The organism is Paenibacillus sp. ACRSA, from assembly GCF_022346845.1.
Taxonomy (GTDB): Bacteria; Bacillota; Bacilli; order Paenibacillales; family Paenibacillaceae; genus Paenibacillus.
The window spans coordinates 688,837-715,011 of sequence record NZ_JAKRNP010000003.1 but is presented as its reverse complement, the minus strand read 5'-3'; the positions used below and the strand labels follow the sequence as shown (position 1 = coordinate 715,011).

Sequence of the window (26,175 nt, the reverse complement as noted above, 5' to 3'; positions counted from 1 at the left end):
CCATCTAACTCAGATGTCAATCCATAACGATGGCGAGATTGCCGAACTGCTCTCCATTGGCCATACGTTCAAACGCCTCAGCACTGTTCTGTAACGAGTAGATCCGATCGATCACCGGATGAATGTCATGTTTCTCCAGCCATTGCAGCATCTGCACAAACTCTTCACGGCTGCCCATAGAGGTTCCGATTAGGCTAACTTGTGGGAAGAAAATCGCACGAATTGGCACCGTCAGATCATCTCCTGAGCTTGCCCCATACATGACGATACGTCCACCTGGTTTAATTATATCAAAATATTTTGGGAACATCGCTTGTCCGATGCTATCCAAAATCATGTCAACCGTTTCAAGATCGCCATAGAGATGCCAATCTTCATGACTATCTAATGCCTGTGAGGCACCCAAGTGTAGAGCCTGGTTTCTCTTGGCTTCACTTCTTGAGGTAACCGTTACTTTGGCACCTGCGGCAACGGCCATGAGCAGGGCATAGGTCGCTACACCTCCGCCGATCCCCGGAATTAGAATATGTTCACCCGGCTGAAGCGCGCCACGAGTAAATAAGGCGCGGTACGCGGTCAAGGCTGAAAGGGATAACACTCCTGCTTCCTCCCATGATAGATGAGAGGGTTTGGGCAAGACATTTCTAGCAGGTAGCGTAATATATTGTGCGAGAGTTCCATGGGTAGGGCCACCTACAATATCAGGGACAGTAGGCACATCAACAGCGTGCTCCCAATAAAGGGTTGGGTGGACAACGACCTCGTCACCTACAGATAAATCATGCACACCTGTTCCAATCTCGACAATGATTCCTGCCCCATCCGATCCAAGAATGAGTGGCTCGTCCTGAGCGGTATGTGCTGCCATAATAAACAGATCACGGTGGTTAATTCCAGCGGATTTCAATTGGATTTGTACCTCGCCTTCCAATGGCGCTTGGGCTGTTGTTGTTGTCAATTGAAGACCTTGGCGTCCGGTATGCTGAGCATGGATCATAGCTTTCATCTCTCTTTTTCCTCCCTGTGTGTGGTATAACGTTGCGTATTGAGCCTCATTGTACAGATGGGAGAGATTCACGTAAAATGAACAAAAATGAAGGTGAATATCAAAAATGATGATAGACAATAAGCAGGTGATTAGGGCATGGATGCAGGAGATTTAAAAATATTTCAGGCGGTTGCCCGCGAAGGCAGTATCAGCAAAGCTGCAATAGCACTGAATTATGTGCAGTCCAATGTGACAACACGGATCAGACAGCTCGAAGAACAGCTGCAAGCACCTCTATTTCGACGTTCTAATCGGGGAATGTCGCTCACGCCGGCGGGTGAGAATCTGCTCTTGTACGCAGACAAAATCGTCAGTCTGATCTATGAAGCGGGGCAAGCGGTTTTAATAGGAGATAAACCTGTAGGTTCACTTCGTTTGGGGTCGATTGAGACAGCCGCATCGAAGTTGCTAACTCCATTATTGGCAGAGTATCGTTCACATTATCCAGATGTGCAACTCGCACTGGCGACAGGGGGAACCCATGAGTTGATGCAAAAGGTCATTCGACATGAGGTGCATGGCGCATTCATCTATGGACCACAGAATATTCCCGATCTGAGCTATATGAAGGTAATGGAGGAAGAATTGGTATTAATCGCAGAACCCGAGGAACAAGAATCATATGAACTACAAGATTGGTTAAGCAAACCGATGTTGTTCTTTGAAGTAGGCTGTACACATCGAGAGCAGGCAGAGGCATTACTCAGGGATCAAGGGGTGCCAACCATACAGGTTACCGAGTATGGGACGTTAGACAATATCATACACGGCGTCTCTGCTGGGCTTGGTGTATCTTTGCTGCCACGTTCCACTGTGGTTCAAGCGCAATCCAGAGGTGAGGTGCATATCTATTCATTGCCTGAGCCTTATCGTAGACTGGAAGTGGGCTTCATCTATCCCCACAGTGAGCATTTGTCAGGAGCCATGCGTGCCTGGTTATCATTGTTGAAGACAGACGAGAAGGGCAGTTAGTAAATAGAAGGAGTGAATAATGGATGGAATCATCCCTAACGTTAGCTGAAGCATTTCAGAATGCGGATTATATTATCGGCGGTCATGGTAGCCGAAAGATTAAAGTTCTTCAAGAAGCGTTTAGGCATGTGGATGGAGAGCTGACGAGTGATCACTATGGCAACGGAGCCGTCATCGATAATTTTCAACAGCAGATGGCTGATGTGCTAGGTAAGGAAGCGGCTGTATTTTTCCCAAGTGGAACGATGGCACAGCAGATTGCATTGCGGATCTGGTGTGATCGCCAAGGGCTGAAACGAGTTGCTTATCACCCGCTGGCTCATCTGGAGATCCATGAAGAAGATGGGCTGAAGGAGCTACATCAGATAGAAACCATTTTACTGGCAGATAAGGATCGGCTCATTCGTTTAGAAGATGTACAAGGATTGGATCAGGAGATTGCTTGCCTCTTACTTGAGCTGCCGCAGCGGGAGATTGGTGGGCAATTGCCAAGTTACGAAGAACTGGAGTCCATCTCAGCGTATTGTCGTGAACGTGGAATTAAGCTTCATCTAGATGGAGCGCGTCTGTTCGAGATTACACCTTATTATCAGAAGACACCTGCGGAGATATGCAGTTTATTTGACAGTGTGTACGTATCCTTTTACAAGGGCATCGGCGGGATTGCAGGAGCCATACTTGCTGGAGATAATGATGTGATGACAGAGTCCAAGGTGTGGAAACGACGTCACGGTGGAGATCTAATCGGCCTATATCCATATATTCTAAGCTCACAATACTACTACAATGAACGGATTGGCAAAATGCGACTATATTACGAGCAGGCTAAAGAGCTGGCTGCCTTATTGAACGCATGTCATGGCATACGTACACTACCTGAAGTTCCGGTATCAAATATGTTTCATGTTCACATTGCGCTTGCAGCTTCGGAGGTAGAACCTCTGCTTGTGCAGATGACGCAGCATTATGGGATAGGCATTACGTCATATTTGAACAAAACAAGCGGAAACAGCTGTGTCTTCGAACTCTCTATGGGTGATCGTTATGCTCACGTACCACAGGATAAGCTGCGAGCAGCGCTGACATGGTTGAACGAAGAGATGCAGAAGCAGTCGGTGTAACTAAGGGTGAGATCGTACAGCGTTAAGAGTGGAAGGGTTCAACATATTATAATCTTTTCATTCGAGGAGGAGTTGAGTTCGTATGACGTCAACTGAATTGGATTCCATTCGGGAGCTGTTGGTACAAGCTTATCAGACCACGATGGGTAAGGGGTGCAAACCTGATACAGAGCAGGAGATGCAGGCTTTTGAGCAAAAGCATAACGTGAACATTCCCGCAGCTTATCGCGCGCTTTTACTTGAATTCGGTGCTTGCAACTTCGGTGATCCTGCCTTGTATTCGGTAAAGGAATTAGACTGGGCATATCCCGAGTTTCTGGAGGCATACCGCGAGTACAAGCTTGAATACGATCTTCCAGCGGAACTTGAGCCCTTTCCAATTGGCGGATTTGGTGAGGGGAGTATTGCTATACTGGATCAGCCCTCTGGCAAAGTGTTAATGCTGGTTCATGATGCGTATGAGCTTCCTCTAGAGGATGTTGCTGTTGATTTTAATGAATTAATGACGATGCTGGCAGAAGCAGCAATATGGGTTCAGGAACAGATGAAATCATAGATGAGCAGGAGAGAGACGATGGATTCCGGTGGAAGTACGGACTGGTGTATGTTGAGGTGATGAAAGCATCACCTCTTTTCTGTTTAAAATCATTCGCATCTGGGGCTTATTGCTTCTGAATGTATTTACGATAAAGGGCAGGGGTAATTTCCTCAAACTTCTTGAAGATTTTAATAAAATAACCTGATTCATTGAATCCTAGTTCATCACTAATCTGAGAGACAGGCATATCGGTAATCTCAAGTAATTGCTTGGCCCATTTTATCTTGAGTTTAGCTAGATAAGTCGTGAAATTCTCACCCGTTTCCTTGGCGAATAAGCGACTGAAATAACTTGGACTTAGGTGACAGAGCTCAGCCATATGCTTCAACGAGACCTGCTCGCTTTTGTGACTATGAATGTATTCAAAGGCGGGTTGTAACACCGGATTGGTAGATTCGGCTTCATTAGGACTGGTTTTCAGATAAGCATCCGCAATCGCATTGGTCATTTCTTTTTTGATGGATTCAATATTACGAATGGAATATCCCGGCAGGATGGTCGCGAGGTTCAGCGATTGTTGATTGCCAGAAGCCTTCTCAAACATTTCAACGAGCAAATTTTTGTTCAGCGCTTCCTCCACAATATAGTTGCAGAGCAGGGACAGCATATTTGAAATTTTCACAACCTCTTCATACGTCATGACCGGTAACTGGTTGTACTCTTCCTGTAACTCATTCAGCTTCTCGGCGTGCAACGGTACATTCTTGGAGGTCACGATCTGTTCCAGATCGGTACCCTTCTCCGGGTCAGCCAGCTTAACTTGTCCTGCCATAACAGCCCCGATATATTTTCCGTCAATTGTGATGGGAATGGCTATATCTACTATGTTGAAATGACATAGATACACATAAGGTTCATTCAGTCGCACAGCTTCCAGACCGCCGCGTGAGTCACATTTTTGGCAATAGGGAAGTAGCTCGGGATCTTTGCGTACACTCTGGCAGAACGCCTGACAACTGCTGTGACTGGTCACGGGAATCCCTTTATAATCCACGGTTAAGATAGCTAGTTTCGTCACGGTGGCAAGTGAATCCTGTAGCCGCTTCCATTTGGTCAGGTCAAGAATTTTATTAATATGCAAGTATTCCTTAATCATGGTGAAACCTCCATAGCAGGCTGGATCAAGACGGTATGTCGTCCTACGTTATGTTCTTATTTGAAGTACTTGTTCTTAGTTACATGAGGTGAATTAAAAACGGACTTATTGAACAACCTCTAAAAGTTAGGAATTTGTACATATTAAAATGTAATGCCTGTGGGTAATGTATAAAAAGCCCATGACAATAAGATACCATGATTGTAGTAAAAAGCAAAAAATTACGATTGCAAATTATAATAATTTGTTATCAAAATCCACTGTAAACCTCACATACCTGATATATATTTATATTATTGTGAGTCATTTAAAATTTTATATGTTGAATTGAATGGTTAATCCATTAAATATTTTATAGGAGGTTTTCTACTATGAGAAAAGCATTTATTAGCCCAACGAAGTATGTACAAGGTGAAGACGAACTACTTAACTTGGGGTATTTTGTGAAATCGTTCGGAGACTCCGCGCTCTTGATCGCTCACCCAGATGATGTACAACGTGTCAAAGCGAAGCTGGATGCAACAGCTGAGAAATTCAATATTACGTTTGTTGAAAGCGGTTTTAAAGGCGAATGTTCCCGTGAGGAAGTTGCTCGTCTGCAAGAGATCGCAAAGGAAAAAGGATGTGACTCTACGATCGGTCTTGGTGGAGGTAAAGCCATTGATGCAGCAAAATGTGTAGCAGAAGGCGAAGCTTTGATTATCTGCCCAACGATTGCAGCAACGGACGCACCAACAAGTCACTCTGCTGTATTGTACACGCCAGAAGGCGCATTCGATGATTATGCATACTTCAAACAAAGCCCAAGTGTGGTGCTTGTAGATACAACAGTTATTGCCAATGCACCAACACGTTTCCTCGTATCGGGTATGGGAGATGCACTATCTACGTATTTTGAAGCAAGAGCAACAGCAAAATCCTATTCTCGTGTGAACGCGAGCCTACCAATGGGATCTCGCGAAGGATATACACCTTCTGCTGTAGGTACGAATGCGGCACTTGCACTGGCGAAGCTATGTTATGAGATGCTTCTTACTGACGGTGCAAAAGCTAAAGTAGCTAGCGATAGCAACGTGGTAACTCAAGCACTGGAGAACATCGTAGAGACGAATATTCTGTTGTCTGGTCTTGGATTTGAGAGCGGTGGTTTGGCAGCAGCACATGCGATCCATAACGGTCTGACTGTTCTTGAAGGTACGCACCATTACTTCCATGGAGAAAAAGTATCCTTCGGTACCATTGCTCAGCTCGTGCTTGAGAATGCACCAACCGAAGAGCTGCATGAAGTGATGGACTTCTGCCTTGCCGTTGGACTGCCTGTAAGCCTGGCAGATATCGGTGTAGAAACAATTACACAAGAAGAACTGATCAAAGTAGCAGAGATTGCTTGTATTCCGGAAGAATCCATTCACGCAATGCCATTCCCAATCACAGTTCCTGAAGTGGCAGCTGCCATCGCAGCAGCTGACCGAATCGGTCGGGAGTACAAAGCTCGCCAGGAGGCAAAATAATGAAAAAAATTATTAACCAGGCCGAGAATGTTGTAATGGAAATGTGCAACGGGATTGCGCTTGCGCACCCGGAGCTTGAATTCCTGAAGAAATATAAAGTCATCAAACGTAGAGAGATTAATGCGGATAAAGTTAGCCTGATTAGTGGCGGGGGAAGCGGACACGAACCGGCTCACGCAGGTTATGTAGGTAAAGGCATGCTGGATGCAGCTGTGTGTGGAGATGTATTCGCATCTCCTTCACAGATTCAGGTATACCAGGCGATCAAAGCTACAGCTAGCAACAAAGGTACGCTGTTGATTATCAAAAACTACAGTGGCGACATGATGAACTTCAAGAATGCGGCTCATCTGGCAGAGGAAGATGGCATTAACGTACAATATGTGCGCGTTGAGGATGATATCGCAGTACAGGATAGCTTGTACACGGTAGGACGCCGTGGTGTTGCTGGTACTGTACTGGTTCACAAGATTGCCGGAGCAGCGGCGGAAGAAGGCCGCAGTCTGGATGAAGTGAAACAGGTTGCTGAGAAGGCAGCGCAGAACGTGCGTAGTATCGGGTTTGGCTTCACTTCATGTACTGTACCAGCGAAAGGTACTCCGACATTTGAGATCGCCGAAGATGAAATGGAGTTCGGCGTGGGAATCCACGGTGAGCCAGGGATTCGTCGGGAGAAAATTGTGTCTGCGGATGAACTCGCAGGACGTATGGTTGAAGCATTGCTGGCAGATATGAAGCTGGACAATGACGCTTCTGCGGAGATTGCTGTGCTTGTGAACGGATTTGGCGCTACACCGCTACAAGAATTGTACTTGCTGAACAACTCCGTTCAACGTGAACTTGCAGGACAAACAGGTCTAAAGGTTGCTACAACGTTTGTAGGCAACTATATGACAAGTATCGATATGGCAGGTGCTTCAGTAACCATCCTGAAGCTGGATGATGAACTAAAAACGTTGTTGTTCAAAGAAAGTGATACGCCTGCATTCAAGGTCTCCGGTGAACCCGTTGCTCAAGCAGCGTATTCTGAAGCACTTGAAGCGGTTGTGAGTGAAGATGCTCCGGTATCCTTCGAGGTTGAGACACCTGCAACGTCTGCGGTAATCAACAACAATCAGTTCTCCCTCGATAATGTCGTGTACCTGATCGACAAAATGGGTGAGATCATCATCAAGAATGAAGTACCGTTCTGTGAGCTGGATTCTCATGCGGGCGATGGTGACTTCGGGATGAGCGTGGCCAAAGGCTTCCGCCAGTTGAAACGTGAATGGAACCACATCATCAACGAAGAGAAAAAGGACATCGGTTCATTCCTTGATGCATGTTCATTAGTTATCATGGAATACTGTGGGGGCGCATCCGGCCCGATCTGGGGTTCGGCATTCCGTGCGGCTGGCAAAGCTGTAGGCGAGAAGCAGCAATTAAATGTTGCTGCATTCGCTGAGATGATTCAAGCTGCGGTCCAAGGCATTCAGTCCACTGGTGAACGCTCCTTCGGACGTGGTGCAGTTGTCGGTGATAAAACTTTGATTGATGCGCTTGTACCTTGTGCTGATTCTTGGACACAAAGCGCTGAGTCAGGAGACGACTTCAAAACGGCGTTTGCCAAAGGTGCAGCAGCAGCGGTCGAAGGTGCGAAGAAAACGGAAGACATCGTAGCTCGCATGGGTCGTGCAGGTACGGTTGGTGACCGCAGTCTAGGATATCCTGATGCTGGTGCGTATGCATTGGGTGTTATTTTCACTGAATTGTCTGAGGCAATGAAATAAATCTATGATAAGTCAGGACGTTACAATGAGAAATCTATTGTGATGAAGCGTTCTACCACAAGGAGTATGACATAGTCATACTCCTCTTTTTGTGATTCGTAAACTTTTTTCGAGGATGATTTCGAATACATTTGGTGGAGAATTTGGAGGGTGATATACGTTGAAAACACCTGACAATACTAGACAAAGCAAGCTCGGAACGGGTATGTGAAATAGGTATGAAAGTAAATGGGTTCATAATTTCGACATAATTTACAGGTGATAGGATGTTGAAAATGCTCGCTAAGTTGGTATAATGAATTTTATTGATATTGATAATCACTATCATTTGTTGATTTTAACATGATAATGATTTCATCTAAAAGACTCTACCTATGGGTCATACATATCTAAACTAGGGGGATACAAATGAGAAAATCGATTTCTAGAAAATTCATGTTTATGATGGTGGCAGCTTTGTCGTTGGTGCTCGCGGCATGTTCCAGTAATGAAGCTACGAATTCAAATGCAACGAGTACGAATGCGACCGACACTAGTGCTTCTACAAGTACGGCTACTCCTGCTACTCCTTCAACCGTTGAAATTACAGATGCACATGGAACGGTAACAGTTCCTGTAAACCCAACGAATGTAGTTGCTCTAGATAACAGAACATTTGAGACATTGGCGAACTGGGATGTTAAATTAGCGGCTGTGCCGAAAGAAGTTATGCCTGCGAGTTCACCCTATGTAGCTGATGAAGCTGTACAAAATATCGGTAATCACCGTGAACCTAATCTGGAGCTGTTGGCATCGATCCAGCCTGACCTTGTTATTGTTGGTCAAAGATTCTCGGGATTCTATGAAGATATCAAAAAATTAGTGCCTAATGCAGCAGTAATTGATCTTACTTTTGATGTTTCTGCTGAAGCCGGAACACCTGGAGAAAACCTGGTTAACGGATTTAAAGATACAACGACGAGCTTAGGTAAGATTTTCGATAAAGAAGAAGAAGCTAGCCAACTGAACGCTGAATTCGATAAATCTATTGAAGCAGCAAAAGCGGCTTATAATGGCGAAGATACAGTTATGAGTGTCATTGTTTCTGCAGGGGATATTGGTTTTTCAGCTCCTCACTCCGGACGTGTATGGGGACCATTGTATGAAATCTTTAATTGGGTGCCAGCGCTAGAAGTTGACAAGTCTTCTGCGGATCACCAAGGTGATGATATTTCCGTTGAAGCTATTGCTCAGAGCAATCCAGATTGGATTTTCGTACTGGATCGTGATGCAGCTATTTCTTCCGATGAAGCTTCTGTGCCTGCACAAGATGTTATTGATAATGCACCTGCTCTTAAAAACACAACAGCGATTACTAAAGCACAGATTATGTATGCACCGAACGACACATATACCAATGAATCCATTGAAACGTTCATTAAAATCTTCAACAACCTATCAGAAACTTTAGCGAAGTAGTCAAAGGAGTATGACGCAGTGCTGAATAACTTTATACCAAAACTAGCTGGGGTTGAGAATTCTCAACCCCAGCGTCATAACCGTAAGAAGCTCTGGACGATCCCTTTTATCATCGCCATCACAGTGACAGCTATTCTAGCAATCCTATCGCTGTTTACTGGCGTTTATGACATCAGAGGACAAGCGGATGGCATGGAGATGTTCTTCATCACGCGTGTACCTAGAACCATTGCCTTGATGCTCACTGGAGCCGCAATGGCCATGGCAGGATTGGTCATGCAGCTGATTACACAGAACCGTTTAGTAGAACCTACCACCACAGGAACGATGGAATGGTCAGGTCTCGGACTTTTATTTGTTTATCTGTTATTTCCTGCTCCAACGCTAGTGCTCAGAATGACAGGCGCAATCATTTTTTCTTTTGTAGGAACAATGATTTTTTTTGTTTTTCTAAGAAAAGTTAAACTTCGTTCGTCTCTAGTTGTGCCTATTATTGGGATGATGCTGGGAGCAGTCATTTCGGCATTTTCAACGTTTATCGGACTTGTTTTTCAAGTGACGCAAAATATTGAGAGCTGGTTTGTAGGCTCTTTTTCGCCTGTTCAAATTGGTCGGTATGAGTATCTATGGATTATTATTTTGGTCACTATACTTATCTTTATATTTGCTGACCGGTTGACTCTGGCTGGACTTGGGGAAGATGTCGCTACCAGTCTCGGCGTAAACTATAACAGAATTATTCTTATTGGCACGGGTCTCATTTCTCTAGCTGTTGGCGTTGTTGCAGCTGTTATTGGAAACTTACCATTCCTAGGGCTAATTGTCCCCAATATCGTTTCCATGTTTAGAGGGGATGACCTTAGGAGTAACCTACCATGGGTGTGCGTGTTAGGGATGGCTACCATCATTGTATGTGATATCCTGTCTCGCATCATCATTATGCCTTTTGAAATACCTGTTTCTATGATCCTTGGAACGGTGGGAGCCGTTGTATTTATTGCTATTTTGCTAAGACAAAGGAGGTCAAAAAGGAGGCTAAGATGAGCGAACTAACTAGTAGTAATCCACTAAATGTCGACATCGACTCTAGCCGACCTCCCCGAAAAAGATCAGCTAGAGCCTTTCGTACCAAGAAGGAAGAAAAGCGTTATTGGATTTTGCTGATAACATTGATTGTTGTGGGTCTTTTATCATCGTTCGGACTACTGGTGTATAACAATCCGGTTCCGGTAACCTCCCCTTCATTCATACCTGTTGTTACAAGAAGGGTGGTAGCCCTTGTTGCCATGCTTATGGCTGTAATTTGTCAAAGCTTAGCAACGGTTGCTTTTCAGTCGATTACGAATAACCGAATTATCACTCCGTCACTCTTAGGTTTTGAAGCTATTTACTCCACCATTCATACAAGCACGATCTTTTTCCTTGGAGCTGCGGCGTTTGTAAATTTTAGTGGTGTAGATGCCTTTTTATATCAGATTGCTGCTATGGTCTTGATGTGTCTAATCCTCTATGGATGGTTGCTCTCTGGGAAGTATGGCAATTTACAACTCCTGCTTTTGGTCGGTATTATTATTGGAACGGGGCTAAGGTCTGTATCTTCTTTTATGAGAAGACTTCTGTCACCATCTGAATTTGATATTTTGCAAGCAAGAATGTTTGCTTCCGTCAATAATGCAGATGCTGCCTATTTCCCGATTGCCATACCGATTGTTATCGTTGTAGCGATCCTTCTGCTTGCGAATGCCAAGCGACTTAATGTATTGTCGCTGGGTAAGGATGTCTCAACGGTTCTGGGCTCTAAACATCAAGTAAGTATCATGTATACGCTTGTTCTCATTTCCATTTTGATGGCTGTATCAACCGCTTTGGTTGGCCCACTTACATTCTATGGATTTTTAGTTGCCACGTTGAGTTATCAAGCAGCACAGACCTATGATCACAGGTACGTGTTCCCGATGGCTCTTGCTATAGGCTTTGTAATCTTAACGAGTGCGTACTTTATTATGAATCATATTTTCCATGCGCAGGGTGTTGTCTCCATTCTTATTGAATTGATTGGTGGCCTAACATTCTTAATTGTTATTTTAAGGAAGGGTTCTTTATGATACAGATCGATAATGTCAGAAAGTCCTATGCAGCCGAGGTAGAAATAGGCCCCTTGAATATAAGCATCCCCAAAGCCGGTCTTACTTCATTAATCGGACCCAACGGAGCGGGAAAGTCAACAACGCTTCTGATGATCGGTAGGCTTCTGAATTTGGACGAAGGCCAGATTAAGATTGCCAATATGGATGTTTCCAAATCCAAGTCCAAAGACTTGGCCAAAATTGTAACGGTGCTACGGCAAGAAAATCATTTTGTCACAAGACTAACAGTAAGACAGCTTGCCGGATTTGGGCGTTTTCCTCATTCCAAGGGAAGATTAACAGATGAAGATGAAGCGATTATTTCGAAATATATTGATTTTCTAGACTTAACTGATCTGGAAAATAGATATTTAGATGAGCTTTCTGGTGGGCAACGGCAGAGAGCGTATGTAGCTATGGTTTTGTGTCAGGAGACAGAATACGTGCTCTTGGACGAGCCGTTGAACAATCTGGATGTGGCTCGCTCTGTTCGAATGATGGAGCATCTGAGATATGCAGCTAATGAATTTGGACGAACCATTCTAACGGTTATGCATGATATTAATTTTGCCGCCAAATATTCGGATCGAATCTGTGCGATGAAGCATGGGCAGATTGCTGCGTTTGGAACAGTGGATGAGGTTATGGATCCCGAAATTTTAACCGATATTTTTGAGACCAAAATTGAAATTATCGAGGGCCCATATGGACCAATAGCGATTTATTAAGTGCAGGATGTATTAAAGGCTGTTAAATTAAAAGGGTTCTCCGAAAGTAGAGTGATTATTTCACTCTACTTTCTTGTATAAAGAGGGTGAAATTTGGCTTGCTTATGCCAAATAGTGTAATCTGGAGAACAGATAACTCACTTTGAACGAGAAGGGAACGGAACTGTACAATGACAGATAAACTTTATTACAACTCAGCATATACACATGAATGGCATACACAGATTACAAATAGAGCAGACAAGGAGGACGGTACCTACGTCACATTAGCAGAGACCGCTTTTTATCCGCATGGCGGTGGACAACCGTGTGATCTAGGACAGATCGGCGGCATTGCTGTTCTTGATGTCAATCTTGAAGATGGAGAGGTGTGGCATAAGCTAGAGCGCTCACCTGAACAAGTGGACGTGGACTGTGCGTTGGACTGGCAGCGTCGATTCGATCATATGCAGCATCACACCGGACAACATTTACTGTCAGCAATCACGCTGAAGCTTGCTGATGCCATGACACTCAGCTTCCATCTGGGAACGGATTATGCCACGATTGATGTGGCGGCAGAGTCACTCCGTGCAGAGCAGCTTGCAGCCATCGAGCACGAGGTGAATCAGCAGATTTATCGTAACGCTCCAATCCATACATCCTGGGTAACCGCAGAAGAGGCAGCACGTCTACCCTTGGTGAAGCAGCCGAGTGTAACTGAAGATATTCGGATCGTTGAGATTGCGGGTGTGGAATATAATGCTTGTGGTGGCACACATGTGTCGGCAACGGGGGAGATTGGATTAATCAAGCTGCTGAAAACTGAGAAGGTGAAAGGTGGCACTCGGATTTATTTTAAATGTGGATCGAGAGCATTGAACGAATTCACCGCTACACAGCAAGTATTGAACGGCTTAACGACGAAATTGAAGACGAGCAGGGACGAGCTGCTGGAACGCATTGAGAAAATGGAACAGGAGCAGAAGCTGCTGCAAAGCGAGCTGAATGCGGTAAAGGCAACGAATGATGATTACTATGCACAGGAACTCCTCGCAGCGCGAGAAGGGCTAGTCATCGCGCAAGTATTTGAGGACAAACCGCTTAAGGATATGCAGAGTCTTGCGACCAAGCTCACAGCAGAACATGAAGGCTTAGTGCTCTTTGCCAGTATCTCGGAAGCCAAGGTCGTGCTGGCACAGAATGGACAACCAACAGAATGGTCCGCAGGCCCGTTCTTCAAAGGCAATCTTGGTGCGTATCAGGGCAAAGGTGGGGGAAGTGATAAAATGGCTCAGGCAGGCTTCGCAACCAGTGAAGATGCGCTTGCTTTTTACGAATTCACGAAGGAGCAACTGGGTCATCACTAAGCAAAGCTTGGATTGGGGAGAGGTCTAATGACAGAACGTATTCCTTGTCGTCGAGAGGGGTGCAGTAACACCATTTTGCCCGCAACAGCAGCCAAAACAGGTGGCATCTGCATGCCATGTAAACAAGAGATTGCGCGGGAGGAGCACCGTAAATATATCGAGGTGAATCGGCGTGATGTGAACTTGTATGAAGGTATGACTGATCCTGTTGAGATCCTGAAAGTTATGCATACACATCATGTCCGCGACGAATTAATTCGCTATATTCCATACGGGCAGTCCAAAGAGCAAGTGTTTCTGTCTTTATCAGCAGAGCAGCAGGTTATGATGGTAGAGTTCGCAATGGATCTCATTCGTACAGAAGATGCGGATACAGGCAAAGATATTCTGGTAGCGCTTGTCTGTTATCATGGGACTTCGTTATCCGAACAAATTCCAGAGCTGTTAGCGCATGAGATCTATTATCCGGTCATTCTGTATAAGAGTGCGAGCCCGGAAGTGCGAGATCAATTGCTACAACAGGTGAAGACCGATGATGAGAATCGTAATTTCCTGTTGCTGATGCTTGCGTATATTGGGGATGATGTTGTTGTACAACAATTTCAGCAATGGAAGCAATCTCCCCCACCTTGGGCAGATCAATTGTATGTAGCTCCCGAGCAGTATGCGACAGAGGCTGGTTGGGAACTGACAACAGAAGGTAAGCGTAGAATGTTGTTCACAACACCGAGTTATTCCTTATATGTCGTCGATGAAGAAGAGTCTTCTGCCACTGCTTCAGGCGGAGAGCCGATCTCCATGTTAGTTAACAGCTCGGATTGCTGTCCATGGTGCAGTCGAGAATTAACCGTTCTGGTTAGTTTAGATGCTCATCATCCAGCACTGCGTGAGGTGTCATGGAAAGCCGATGAGCTTCAAGTCCAGACTTGTATGAGCTGCAGCTGTTATGGGGTAGTTTACATGGAGATGAGCGCTGAAGGTGAACCCGTCTGGAGTACGCATAACGTGATGCCTATGGGCGTGGATGAGATTGATGCAGAAGATCACGATCCGTTTACACTAGATACAGCTCCTCATTATCATATCGCGACGAAACCGCGTAACCCTTACCACGGCAGTGAATGGGCGAACGAACCGTCACTGTCGCAAATAGGCGGACATCCGGGATGGGTTCAGGATGCGGAATATGCAACTTGTCCGTCCTGTTCTACCCGTATGAAGGCGGTCGGGCAGGTGAATGGTGAGGAACTAGCTGAGTATGGAGAAGGCATGTATTATATGCTGCTATGTGAGCCGTGTCAGATGACGGCGGTAACGTATCAGCAGAGCTAAATTGCCCGTCTTCACCGATATGAATCTACATCATCGTCATGGTCTGAGTTAATGATGATTGGATATAGGATATGGAACGCATGAATAAAGGTTCTATGGATAAGGTTTTACGCGTCGCAGAGTAAAATTGTAAAAACGTTCAGGCATTGATCCCTGAACGTTTTTTGGTATGTGTTGTGTATTGATATGGATCAGTAATTAAGGTGAGAGCTCTGCTGAGAGGGTTTCCCACTCGGATCTCAGAATACCCATCATTAGACGATCATATCGCTTGCCATCCCGATAAACTGCTGAGCGGATGCGACCCTCCAGTTGAAAGCCTACCTTTTCATAAGCGCGAATGCCTCGGGCGTTGTAGGAAATGACATCAAGACCTACTCGATCCAAATTTAATTCATGGAATGCATATCGAAGAATCAGCTTCAACGCTTCTGTACCATACCCTTTGTTTCGATGTTCAGCAAGTCCAATACCAATCGCAAGCTGCCCGCAGCGGTTATTCCATTCAATACTATGAATAACAACAAAGCCGATCAGTTGTTCATCCTCTTGGGTGCGTAGCCGAAAATATACTTCCTTATCTTTCGTTTCGCCTTCGTCCTCAAGCTGTTTCTCCGAATAGGGAATCGCAATATCCGTATCCACGTTACGCAGATATTCAGGATCTTCGTTCCACAATAGCATCGTCTGCACGTCTTCTGTGCGGGGAGGGGTCATTTTTAAACGCTGGCTGTAAAATAGATTTTCTGTTGATAGTGTCATGTTAATCTCCTTCAGATCCAAATTTAAGTTCGCTTCACCTCAGAACAACCGTTAGCCATATGTATTGTACGCAATATGCCTCGCTCCTTTAGAAATCAGATAGGCTCATCATAATGAAAATTTCAGGGTGATACAACACTCGATCTAGAGAACATGCATAATATCCTTGTCAGAAAACCTGCCATGGGAGTAATATGAAATACAGAAGATTAACGAGCATAGATCATACTTAACATTAACGTAGGAGTGGTTATAGTGGAGATTCGTGTAGATGATTTGAGCGGGGCACAAGTGATTGGACTAATTGCAGAACATTTACAAGGAATGGCGGAGGACTCTCCACCAGAAAGCATTCATGCCCTTAATCTAGACGGCCTGAAGAAGCCGGAGATTACTTTTTGGTGCGCATGGGAAGATCAGGAGCTTCTCGGTTGTGGGGCAATCAAGGAACTGGACAAAGAGCACGCAGAACTCAAATCGATGCGCACTGCTAAGAATCATTTACGTAAAGGTGTTGCAAGAAAGATCCTTGCTCATATTATTGAAGTTGCCATAAGTCGTGGATATAAACGGATCAGTCTAGAGACTGGCTCCATGGATTCATTTATCCCAGCTCGCAAGCTGTATGAAGATTTCGGCTTCACGTATTGTGAGCCTTTTGCAGATTATATTCTGGATCCGAATAGTACATTTATGACGAAGGAACTGTAGTACACGTTTTGAGAATGTTCAAACGTTCATAGTATTACAAGTATTAAGAGCATTCAGTACACTCTATTAATAAATAAAAAACACTTGAAGAACAGCATTCTGAGTTACAAGGGATGCTGTTCTTTGATGTATATATGGCACCTTCTATACAGTAGAAGGATGAGAATGTGCTGCAATGCCAGTCATAGTTAGATTGTATCAAAAGACACATAGTTCGATCGCAAACTAGATTAAAATGACTGCATACACACGTGACTAACGTTCCACAGAGAGGAGATCCAACGTGATCTATTGGATATTTGGTGATCTGAATCCGTTATTTGCAGTTTTTATACTGAGTCCGATCATTGCACTAATGCTTGGTGTGGTTTGCTTTTATAGAAGGCGGTTTAAAATTATGATGGGGATGGGCGTTTCATTTGTACTGCCTTTGCTGTTCATCGCGAGTGATTGGGCAACTCTGTGGGCTAATGTAGGCATAGGGATGGTGTATGGTGTTGGATATAGCTTAATCACACTACTGATGTATAAAGGATTGAACTTTATCAAGAATTGAATGAAATTCCCATGTAGATGTTCTGTTCTGAGGTATGGACTATAGGGTATACTGAAAATTATGTATTTAGGTAGACTTGAACTAAAGAATCACAGACGTGTTTTACATCAGGAGGACTGGAATTGGCTCAGACAGAAGGAACATTACAGAAGAAACTCAAACCAAGACACATTAGCCTGATGGCGATGGGTGGTGTCATTGGAACTGGAATTTTCAAAGGCAGTACCGAAACGATTGGACTAGCAGGGCCTGGGGTCATTGTGACCTATATTTTCGCCGGATTGTTGCTGCTCGTTGTCATGGCAGCTATGGCAGAGATGGCCACCGTCTATAAGAATCGGAATATGAAAGACTTTGTACAAGAAGCGTTTGGCAGCAGAGTATCATTTGTCATGGGATGGATGTATTGCTTCCTGTGGTTGTCTGTATGTGTCATTGAAGTGATCGCAGCGGGGAGTTTCTTGCAATATTGGTTCCCAGACGTGCCATTATGGCTCATGAGTCTGGCATGCGCTGCGTTTATTATATCCGTCAATTTTCTCAGTGTAGGCGTGTTCGGGGAATTCGAATTCTGGTTAGCAGGGATCAAAATTGCGATGATTATTGCTTTTATTTTCCTAGGTACTGCGCTAATCTTCGGAATTATTCCGAGTGATAACACACCTTATTTGCAAAATTATACACAATCGGGTGGCTTTTTCCCTAATGGTTGGGGCTCAATCTTCTCTGCTCTGCTTGTTGTTATGTTCTCCTACGGGGGTTCTGAGCTGATTGGACTAACGTTGACCGAAACGGAAAATGCAGATCGTGTACTGCCCAAGGTCGTGGGCAATTTCATGTTAAGGATCATTCTATTCTTCACCTTACCGATTCTCATCATCTGTGGCTTAATTCCGTGGAATGAGCTTGGACCAGAAAGTAGCCCGTTTGTACAGGTACTCGCTTCGACTGGCCTACCAGGTGCTGCTCATATTATGAACTTCATTCTGGTTACGGCTGTCTTATCAGCTGCGAACTCCGGGATCTATGGTGCATCCCGAATGATGTATTCGATGGCGGTCGGTGGTGAGGCTCCTAAAGCTTTGGCGAAGACCAATGCGAACGGCAGCCCAATTAACACACTGCTTGTATGCAGCGTCATTCTGTTAGCTGGATCATTGCTTGGGCTGTTTGCACAAGATCAGCTATTTAGTGTGCTACTAGCGGTTCCTGGATTTGTCGTAATTCTGGTGTGGATCTGTATCTCTTCATCGCAGTTGAAGTTGCGTAAGCAGTATCCCGTGCAACCTTCCTTCAAGGTGTGGGGCTTTCCTTATATCACAGGTGCGACAACCCTTTCTCTAACCGTAATTGCAGTGATGTTCATTTTCGATGAAGGCAATCGTTTCAGTATTAGTGTCTGTCTCTCCGTGCTGGCGTTTCTTATCATCTGGTCTTTGGTTCGATTCCGTAAGGCAGATGGGAAACAGGCGAAATAACGGACTGCATCTATAGGTCGCATGTAGATCGGATAGAGAAAAGGGTTTGAGAATTAGCAGAATTAAATATTGTTTAATTAAGAAGAAGAAGACATCTCAGTGGTTTATACTGGGGTGTTTTTTGTACTTGGAGGTATACTTGCATATGAAAGAAGGGAGGATTGCACAATGAAGAATTGGGCTGTCGTTAGAAGGTTAGATCCCCACATCGAAGAAGAGGTAACTCTTGAAATGAACGGAGTTGAATTCACAGGGTTTGCTAATATCTGTCCATATCTTATTGAAATGGGACATGCTTACCCCGTATCCATTGGGATTACAATATTAGATGATGTCATTATTCAGGAGCTGCACGAGCCTAAGAAAGAGTTAGAACGGATTGATTCAGGATTTGCCTATAACATTCGAGGTGTGATACAAGCAGACTCTTTGGATGCGGGGATCGTCCTAACCGATGAAGAATTGTTCAGAGACTATGCTTATTTAATAGGTACATACGTTGAGATGAAAGTAGATCGCATTAGTATTGAATTTCTGGCGGAGCGGGAAGATGAATAGGTTCCAGGTACTGTTATATTATGGATTAATTTAGGTTAATGTGGACTATAAAAATACTTCGGTAGTCGCTACCTATTCTTGGGGTGCCTCATTATAATGAAAGTTCATTATACAAGGTTTAACGTACTCTTATGCTAATGAAATTGTGATGAGATGTTCGTATAACAACGAAAACTTATAATATGAGGTACGACATGACGACTATAAAAGTAAAACCAGGACAGCTGCTTGCCGTATCCAAACAGTTCGAAGAGGCTCATTATCAGATTTCCCAAATGACTAACCGCTTGAAACAAAGGATCGTTGAGATTGAGCAAATGTGGGATGGCAGTACGAAGGAAAACTTTTATGCCAATTTTATCTATGCGCAGCAGGCGATGGATAAATTTTTGGATGGATCCATAACGATTTCAAAAGAACTAGAAAGGCATGCTGAGAAATTCAAGAATGCTGACAATCAAACCTTAGAAACCTATGGCCCTCCTGAGTCAAATGATGCTAAAGCGCCTGCTGCTGATACGCGGAATGCCTTTCAGAAGTCTGCCGATAGTATAGTCGAGTTAGGACAAGCCTTTTTGCAATCAGCAGATGATCGATACCAGAAGCGTTATGATAGCGTTGGCGGTTTTTTGGATTATTGGACGTTCGGTATCCCAAGTGGCCTTGTTTCTGGATACGTGGATCGTGCAGAAAAAGCGTTTAACTCACCTAATGATGCAGCCAATTGGATTACATTCGGTATTCATGGTACGATCCGTGAAGCCACTTTTCCAACGAATGCCTGGTCTAGTGAGCACTGGGCAAATATTTTTGGCGTAGGTGGATTGATGCTGGGCGGTGGGTATGCGTCTTCGATGATGAAGCCTCACAATCTATTTACAGGCGGTGGCCCCAAGATCAATCCGTCCACTCGTCCTGGTACAGACAATATGACAGGTGGCTTTAACGGTTTTCAAGACCAACGTATGCGAGTCACCGAGAACATTGCTGAAAGCAAAAAGGCGAGAGAGTCTTCTAAATTCTCTGAGTTTGTGGAGAAGGAAAAGGAGATTGGGAAGGGCACGAGGAGTGCACTGGTTGAAGACACTGGAAGATTAGTGGATAACACCGTAAACTTAAGGACTTGGGCAGAAGAAAATACTTGGGTGAGACATGATACTGCTGGTGGTGTCGAACAATGGGGAGTTAAGGACACCAATGGAACGTTTAGTTGGAGACTTAAGTTGAAACCGGAAGCTAGTAGAAGGGAAGGACTAGGTGCAGGTAGTAATCAACCTCGATTCGATGCTAGATTAGACGATAAAGGAACGTATATCAATCCATTTACAGGAGAAACGGGTGGGAGAAGTGTTGGAACTCATATTCCGCTAGGGGAGTGAATTTTATAATGAGAGAAAGATTACTGGAAATCTTAAGAGACCCTAAAGCATCTGATGCAGAAAAAGATGATGCAGTGATTGAATTGGGAGAAAACTTCCAAGATGCTGAGACTGTGGATATGTTGATTAAGATTTCTAACGAGAGTAACTATGATGAGATGATTAAGGCAAGTTGTGGGGAGTCTATAGGTCAAATTTGGCTTTCAACACAACATATAAGTTATGAACAGTTATCTGAGTTAAAGGGTATTGCATTTACAGAGGCAATTTCTTTAATTAAGGCACAACGGCCTGATTGGTACGAAACATTTTTGAATATGTCTCCCGGAGAAATAATGTGATTATTTTCATCCATTTTAGTTAAAATCACACTACATGTTCTTTGAACTTAATAGAAATAAACTTACAAATTTTAAACAGGTCGATTATGGTCGCATGACACCGTGATTAACCTGTTTTTCTATAATTTATATTTTCTTGCGAAGATTTAATTTCATCAGAGAATGAAAAAAATAAAAAAACGGAAATCGCTACTGACATACTGTTGGCAACAGGGGCTCTATATAATCAAGACATATAACATATCAACCCATACACTAAGGAGGACATTAACATTATGTCAGTAATTGGACCCGACTTCATTTCACTTCAAGTAAGCAATCTGGAAAGCTCTGCGGAATTCTATCAAAACTATCTCGGACTGGTTCGCTCACAGGCGGGGCCACCTCATGCTGTAGTCTTTGATACGAAGCCTATTGCCTTTGCCCTTCGTGACTTAATTCCAGGAGTAGAGCTGAGCTCAGTTAGTCAGCCTGGCTTTGGTGTAGCTCTGTGGTTGCAAGCCCCTGATGCGCAAGAAATCCATGACAAGCTTGTTACAGCTGGAGTAAAGATTACTTCTGCCCCAATCGATGGGCCGTTCGGGCGAACCTTTACATTTGCTGATCCAGACGGTTACTTAGTTACCCTTCACAGCAAAGCCTAAACCGCAATTCGATTAAGCTTAGTGATAAGAGTGGCAACTTCACTCTGTTGGAGCAGCTTATATGGTTACACTATCAAGGCTGCTGTTTAAAAAAGTGGTATACTCCCCTATAGTACACAGGTGAAATCGTAAAGACCCTGTTACTATACGGGGAGTTTTTAATATCAATATCATTCTGTTTTATTCTGATTGATTAGATAAAGGGCTTGGTGTAGGGGTCCTGCTTCGCTCCATGTAACTGCGAACTGCGATCTGAGTTGAATGAGGATTCCCGAGTCTAGATAGAGGAGGTAGCTATTAATGAATTTAGAACAGATGAAACAGACTTCTCTTAGAGGTAGAGTGGCATATGGGATCTGTTGTTTTGAGAACGTGCTGATTACCTTAGAATATGATCTGAAAGATTGGAGAAACGTTCTGAACTACCTATGGCAATTTACTAGTATTCAACATTTAGATGATTGGAATGAGATTATCGTTGAACTGATCCCGGAAAATCTAATGGAGTTCAATACATACGAAGAGCAAGAATTTGAGCGACTGAGCCGAGAGGAATTTGTTTCTCTATCTCAACTGTATCAATCAACGGAGGAATCCATTGGTATCTTACTTCGAGACATATATGAACTGGGCATCAGTCATGCGTATTCTGCCATTGAAGGACATGGAGAGCGCAGCTTAGTACTGGTTGATAAAATGACAGATTACATGTTACAGCATGGTTTTCCATTGCCGGATATGGATTCCTTCCTGAAATACTCCATAGATGAAAATAGAGGTTGGGGTAACAGTTTTGACGGTACAGTTTTATCTAAAGTTATACATAATTAGCCTTCCAATTGATCTAAAATGATGTATAGCATATCCATGACCGCATTGTGAGCTGGCTGCTCGTAATGTGGTTTTTGCTCATGAGTTTTGGTCAGTCTCGGCATGTCTATAGTTTTCTTGAAGTATTATTTTGCAAAATTTCTAACATTCCTGATATCTATTCGTTATACCCATGAAAGGTGGTGAAGCATGAACGCCGGACAGATGAATGAAGAATTACAGCCTAAGCTCAAAGAGATCCGGAACTATCTCATTAGACTCGGCGCTTCTCCATCCGATGCGGAGGATATTTTACAGGAGACGGTGTACAAAGCGTTTTTATATATAGACTCCATAGAGAATGGGAAGTTCAGTGCTTGGCTGTATAGAGTAGCGATTAATCGATACTATGATCTTTGCCGCCGTAAGAAATGGACGATGGTTCCGATCGATACGATGGACATACCAGATGATAACCTTCCTGAGGACGCTCTCCTACAACAGGAAAAGAAAGAAGAAGTAGAGGCTATACTTCGTCAGCTTGCCCCGCTCCACAAACAGCTACTAATTATGAAATATGAGATGGAACTTCCTTATCAAGAAATAGCGAGATTGCTCGGGATACGGATGGAACAGGTCAAAGCGTCGTTATACCAAGCACGACAACAGTTCAAAAAAAAGTATGGGAGTGGTACAACGTGAAAGGATTAAACAGCGAGGAAGATTCAGTGAATATTAGTCAAATGATTAAGAAAGCAAAGTGGAAATCGACGATTCGCACGGTGCTCATTTCGTCACTGGTTTCGGTGATAGCTTTGTTTGGATTAATGCTAGGCAATCAGTATCTAACAACGAAGAGCTTTAACCGTGCGATGAACAGCGAGCAGATTATGAACCAGATCAGCGGGCCTAATGAGGTTCAGACAGGGCAAGTGAACTACAGTGGTATTCTGAATGGCACCCTGCAGACGTATACAGCTAAAGTGATTGATGGTGTACCTATACCTTGGTCAGATAAAAAATACAATTATCAAGTGTTCCCTTTCTTGAACTTTTCAATGTTGAGTGGGGATGTCTCACAACTTGTTTCGTTACCAGATGAGAATATGAAAAAGGAAGGTTATGAGTATACACGTAGCTACAACGGGTTGAACGGACAAAGAGAGATGTTATTTTACATTCCACAGGTGAATTATAACGGGAAAATCTTAAATGATCTTCCCTTACTTCAAGAAATGGGTTCAGACAAGCGGGTAGAAATGGCGATTTCCTTTGACAAGGACTATTCGTTAAATGAAGTGAAGAAACTGACCCCTCCAGGGTTGAACCAAACCTGGTATTGGGTGGACACATACGATAACAAGGCGTTTTATGATCCTTACATCGACGGTAATGGTAATCAAAGCTATGCGAGTCCTGATATTGGAGATTGGGTTAAGGGATTTGGGATCTTCTATACCGATCCGATTGAAGTGAGCGAGAAGAAGTTTTTGGATGCATTAGAGCGAGGCGTTCAATTGAATGGACAGTATGAGTATGAGTTCAATCGAATCTATAATTATTTGAAGAAGGATAAGGATAAACCCGATGAGAGTGATATTCGAATTCTAGGAGTCGTTGTTACTGGAACAGCACAGGAGCTTCAATCCCTAAGTGGACAGCCTTATGTGAGAGGAGTAACTCTGGGAGCCGTAGTGGACAAATATTAAGAGTTTGCTTAAAACTAATATGTATATACTTGAACCGTTTAAATAGTGATATAAAGGTAACACCTTACCGCAAAAATTAAAGGCTTATTCCCACTGTAAAGCAGAGGAGTAAGCCTTTTTTTTCTGTGTACTTCATGAAGAAAATAGCCGTATTTATGTCAACCCAATATTTTCTTGCGAAAATCGACATATTCGTATACTATTTTCACATTACATAGTGCTTCAAGCATGGTGAAATTGGGTATGGGCTAGTCGAAAAGGCTTACACGGATGTGGGAGGAAGAGGAGCGAATGATCGGAGTGTTCAGAAAACGTTTAGTTGTCCGCATAGTTGCCATCGTTACACTTGTCATGTTGGTACTATCTGCAGGAAGTATGTTGCTTCAGTTGGCTAATACAAAATTGGCTGCACAGAAGGCAATCTCAAGTTACAACATTCAGATAGCTCAAAGTTATGTAAGTCAGTTAGATAAGGAGCCCTATGTAGAATTTGTGCAAGATCCACAAGAAAACAGTACATTTCTGAAGATTAGAGATGAACTAGATGATTTTCGTGTAAGGATCGGCGCAATGTACGTGTACTATGCAAAAATAGATGACAAAGATACGCCACTCATGATGGTGGACGGAATCAAGGATCCAGACAAAGCATCCGCAATTAATGAAGTAACAGACATTCCTCCAGATGCCGTGGCCGACCTGCGCCAAGGGAAAACGGCAAGCTCTTCTATTATTAATAACGAAGAATATGGTGACTACATATCCTCCTATGCGCCAATTATGGATAACAACGGTGGTCTAGTAGGTGTAATCGGCATCGATACGGCTGTATCAGTTATCGGAACGATCGAGTCGGATATCCTGACTTCGAGTATTCCGTTCTACGGCGTGTTGTTGTTCATTACACTCGCAGGAATTGCCATTGTACTATGGTTTATCGTAAGAGGTCTGAGACCTTTGCAACCACTAAAAGCAAGTGTAGAACGAATGGCGCAAGGTGAACTGGCAGAAGCGAATCGAATTCTGACCGCATACCCACTTCGTAGCCAAGATGAGATTGGTAGTACGTTTACAGCAATGACCCAGATGTCTGGGAATTTGAATAAAATCGTGAGTGACATGGTCGCGGGTGTATCTGTGACTACAGATATTCTTGCAGAATCCACTGAGGAGTTCAATCGGAACGCAGAAGAGATGTTGGTCATGAGTAAAACTGTGGATTATGCTGTGCAACAGATCAGACAGGGCGCACATACGCAGAAGCAAGGCGCAAGTGATAGTGCTCACGCGATGGAAGAGATTGCGAAAGGCATCACGGACATATCCGAGTCCTCCACAGCCGTGTCGGACGCTGCGACTACGACGCTTGCTACAGCACAATTGGGTAAGCAGAGCATGACAGACATGAAGAAGCAGATGGAGAATATATCCGCCGTTGCGGGAGAAGTGGTAGCATTGGTTCAAGTGCTGAGCAACTATTCGCAGGAGATTGGGGGCGCTTTGCACACGCTGCGGGATTTTGCCTCCCAGACGAAGCTGCTTGCACTCAATGCTTCGATTGAAGCTGCTCATGCTGGAGAGCATGGGAGAGGCTTCTCAATCGTAGCGGATGAGGTGAGGAAGCTGGCAGAAGCTTCGAGTTCATCCGTACAGACCATATCGGATTTGCTAACTGGCATTCAGCAAGAGTCCGAACAGATTGGCACACAGATGAATGTGACTGCCCAGGAAATAGGTCAGGGTGTGACGCTGACTGCAGATGCGGAGGTTGCCTTTACACAAGTAGTCGACGCATTGCGACTCGTAACCGAGCGAATCCAGGAAGTCTCTGCTGCAGCAGAAGAAATATCCGCGGGATCCGAGGAAGCAGCCGCATCCGTGAACACGATCTCCGAGATCTCATCCGGCGTATCGGATCATTCGGATGATATCTATCGTTTGACCCGTGAACAATCTGCGATGTTCCAGCAGGTGTTGGAGGCATCCAATGTACTGCAGCAACAGACGCATGAAATGAGCGAAGCAGTGAAGAAAGTGAAAGTATAGAATGAAATAAAACGCTATATTTGGAACGTTATTAAAACACCCTACTTCTTAGTCGAAGTGTGTTCATGCAGAC

At 44.0% G+C, this 26,175-nt stretch carries 25 protein-coding genes; 22 read left to right on the top strand and 3 right to left on the bottom strand.

Features of this window, described 5'->3' with window-relative positions:
- Window positions 1-16: 16 nt before the first annotated feature.
- Entirely contained in the window at window positions 17-1,006 is a 990-nt protein-coding gene (locus tag MH215_RS12735; protein ID WP_239290620.1) for a quinone oxidoreductase family protein, read from the bottom strand.
- Between the two features lie 138 nt (window positions 1,007-1,144).
- Between MH215_RS12735 and MH215_RS12730 the strand changes: the two genes are divergently transcribed.
- The 3 genes from MH215_RS12730 (at window position 1,145) to MH215_RS12720 (ending at window position 3,697) form a co-directional block, all read left to right on the top strand.
- Entirely contained in the window at window positions 1,145-2,020 is an 876-nt protein-coding gene (locus tag MH215_RS12730) for a LysR family transcriptional regulator (protein ID WP_239290618.1), read from the top strand.
- A gap of 23 nt (window positions 2,021-2,043) precedes the next feature.
- The gene (locus MH215_RS12725) at window positions 2,044-3,141 is read left to right on the top strand and encodes a threonine aldolase family protein (protein WP_239290616.1); all 1,098 of its coding nucleotides are present in this window, start codon (window positions 2,044-2,046) and stop codon (window positions 3,139-3,141) included.
- A gap of 82 nt (window positions 3,142-3,223) precedes the next feature.
- Complete coding sequence (locus MH215_RS12720; protein ID WP_239290614.1) at window positions 3,224-3,697, top strand: SMI1/KNR4 family protein; 474 nt, start codon at window positions 3,224-3,226, stop codon at window positions 3,695-3,697.
- A gap of 106 nt (window positions 3,698-3,803) precedes the next feature.
- Here the strand turns inward: MH215_RS12720 and MH215_RS12715 are convergent, their stop codons facing one another.
- On the bottom strand, window positions 3,804-4,835 hold the full coding sequence (locus MH215_RS12715; protein ID WP_239290612.1) for a PocR ligand-binding domain-containing protein: 1,032 nt from the start codon (window positions 4,833-4,835) through the stop codon (window positions 3,804-3,806).
- 371 nt (window positions 4,836-5,206) lie between these two features.
- On the opposite strand from MH215_RS12715, the gene MH215_RS12710 reads away from it, so the two are divergent.
- From MH215_RS12710 to MH215_RS12675, 8 genes are all read left to right on the top strand, one after another.
- On the top strand, window positions 5,207-6,346 hold the full coding sequence (locus MH215_RS12710; RefSeq protein WP_239290610.1) for a glycerol dehydrogenase: 1,140 nt from the start codon (window positions 5,207-5,209) through the stop codon (window positions 6,344-6,346).
- Window positions 6,346-8,115, top strand: coding sequence for a dihydroxyacetone kinase subunit DhaK (gene dhaK / locus MH215_RS12705; protein ID WP_239290608.1), 1,770 nt, complete (start codon window positions 6,346-6,348; stop codon window positions 8,113-8,115). The genes MH215_RS12710 and dhaK overlap by 1 nt, the downstream gene beginning before the upstream one ends.
- A 408-nt stretch (window positions 8,116-8,523) precedes the next feature.
- Entirely contained in the window at window positions 8,524-9,573 is a 1,050-nt protein-coding gene (locus MH215_RS12700) for a siderophore ABC transporter substrate-binding protein (RefSeq protein WP_239290607.1), read from the top strand.
- Window positions 9,574-9,606: 33 nt separating this feature from the next.
- Window positions 9,607-10,617, top strand: coding sequence for an ABC transporter permease (locus MH215_RS12695; protein ID WP_222125997.1), 1,011 nt, complete (start codon window positions 9,607-9,609; stop codon window positions 10,615-10,617).
- Complete coding sequence (locus MH215_RS12690; protein ID WP_239290605.1) at window positions 10,614-11,678, top strand: iron chelate uptake ABC transporter family permease subunit; 1,065 nt, start codon at window positions 10,614-10,616, stop codon at window positions 11,676-11,678. The genes MH215_RS12695 and MH215_RS12690 overlap by 4 nt, the downstream gene beginning before the upstream one ends.
- Window positions 11,675-12,427 (top strand): iron ABC transporter ATP-binding protein, encoded by a 753-nt coding sequence (locus MH215_RS12685; RefSeq protein WP_239290604.1) that lies wholly within the window; start codon window positions 11,675-11,677, stop codon window positions 12,425-12,427. The genes MH215_RS12690 and MH215_RS12685 overlap by 4 nt, the downstream gene beginning before the upstream one ends.
- A 170-nt stretch (window positions 12,428-12,597) precedes the next feature.
- Window positions 12,598-13,776 carry an alanyl-tRNA editing protein gene (locus tag MH215_RS12680; RefSeq protein WP_239290603.1) on the top strand — a complete coding sequence of 393 codons (1,179 nt, stop codon included), beginning with the start codon at window positions 12,598-12,600 and terminating at the stop codon, window positions 13,774-13,776.
- Window positions 13,777-13,803: 27 nt separating this feature from the next.
- Window positions 13,804-15,108, top strand: a complete 1,305-nt coding sequence (locus tag MH215_RS12675; RefSeq protein WP_239290602.1) for a DUF1963 domain-containing protein — start codon at window positions 13,804-13,806, stop codon at window positions 15,106-15,108.
- A gap of 198 nt (window positions 15,109-15,306) precedes the next feature.
- Here MH215_RS12675 and MH215_RS12670 read toward each other — a convergent pair whose 3' ends face one another.
- On the bottom strand, window positions 15,307-15,870 hold the full coding sequence (locus MH215_RS12670; protein WP_239290601.1) for a GNAT family N-acetyltransferase: 564 nt from the start codon (window positions 15,868-15,870) through the stop codon (window positions 15,307-15,309).
- Between the two features lie 255 nt (window positions 15,871-16,125).
- On the opposite strand from MH215_RS12670, the gene MH215_RS12665 reads away from it, so the two are divergent.
- The 11 genes from MH215_RS12665 (at window position 16,126) to MH215_RS12615 (ending at window position 26,102) form a co-directional block, all read left to right on the top strand.
- Complete coding sequence (locus tag MH215_RS12665; RefSeq protein ID WP_239290600.1) at window positions 16,126-16,581, top strand: GNAT family N-acetyltransferase; 456 nt, start codon at window positions 16,126-16,128, stop codon at window positions 16,579-16,581.
- A 283-nt stretch (window positions 16,582-16,864) separates the two neighbouring features.
- Window positions 16,865-17,137 carry a hypothetical protein gene (locus MH215_RS12660; protein WP_239290599.1) on the top strand — a complete coding sequence of 91 codons (273 nt, stop codon included), beginning with the start codon at window positions 16,865-16,867 and terminating at the stop codon, window positions 17,135-17,137.
- 179 nt (window positions 17,138-17,316) lie between these two features.
- On the top strand, window positions 17,317-18,615 hold the full coding sequence (locus MH215_RS12655) for an amino acid permease (RefSeq protein ID WP_239290833.1): 1,299 nt from the start codon (window positions 17,317-17,319) through the stop codon (window positions 18,613-18,615).
- A 168-nt stretch (window positions 18,616-18,783) separates the two neighbouring features.
- Entirely contained in the window at window positions 18,784-19,173 is a 390-nt protein-coding gene (locus MH215_RS12650; RefSeq protein WP_239290598.1) for a hypothetical protein, read from the top strand.
- Window positions 19,174-19,367: 194 nt separating this feature from the next.
- Window positions 19,368-20,552: a WXG100 family type VII secretion target gene (locus tag MH215_RS12645; RefSeq protein ID WP_239290597.1), complete on the top strand. Its 1,185-nt coding sequence runs from the start codon at window positions 19,368-19,370 to the stop codon at window positions 20,550-20,552.
- 8 nt (window positions 20,553-20,560) lie between these two features.
- Window positions 20,561-20,893, top strand: coding sequence for a hypothetical protein (locus MH215_RS12640; protein ID WP_239290596.1), 333 nt, complete (start codon window positions 20,561-20,563; stop codon window positions 20,891-20,893).
- Between the two features lie 275 nt (window positions 20,894-21,168).
- Complete coding sequence (locus MH215_RS12635) at window positions 21,169-21,537, top strand: VOC family protein (protein WP_239290595.1); 369 nt, start codon at window positions 21,169-21,171, stop codon at window positions 21,535-21,537.
- A gap of 300 nt (window positions 21,538-21,837) precedes the next feature.
- Window positions 21,838-22,368: a hypothetical protein gene (locus MH215_RS12630; RefSeq protein WP_239290594.1), complete on the top strand. Its 531-nt coding sequence runs from the start codon at window positions 21,838-21,840 to the stop codon at window positions 22,366-22,368.
- Window positions 22,369-22,557: 189 nt separating this feature from the next.
- Window positions 22,558-23,049 carry an RNA polymerase sigma factor gene (locus MH215_RS12625; protein WP_239290593.1) on the top strand — a complete coding sequence of 164 codons (492 nt, stop codon included), beginning with the start codon at window positions 22,558-22,560 and terminating at the stop codon, window positions 23,047-23,049.
- The gene (locus MH215_RS12620; protein WP_239290592.1) at window positions 23,046-24,056 is read left to right on the top strand and encodes an anti sigma factor C-terminal domain-containing protein; all 1,011 of its coding nucleotides are present in this window, start codon (window positions 23,046-23,048) and stop codon (window positions 24,054-24,056) included. The genes MH215_RS12625 and MH215_RS12620 overlap by 4 nt, the downstream gene beginning before the upstream one ends.
- Before the next feature lie 291 nt (window positions 24,057-24,347).
- Window positions 24,348-26,102, top strand: coding sequence for a methyl-accepting chemotaxis protein (locus tag MH215_RS12615; protein ID WP_239290590.1), 1,755 nt, complete (start codon window positions 24,348-24,350; stop codon window positions 26,100-26,102).
- The last annotated feature ends 73 nt before the right edge of the window (window positions 26,103-26,175 follow it).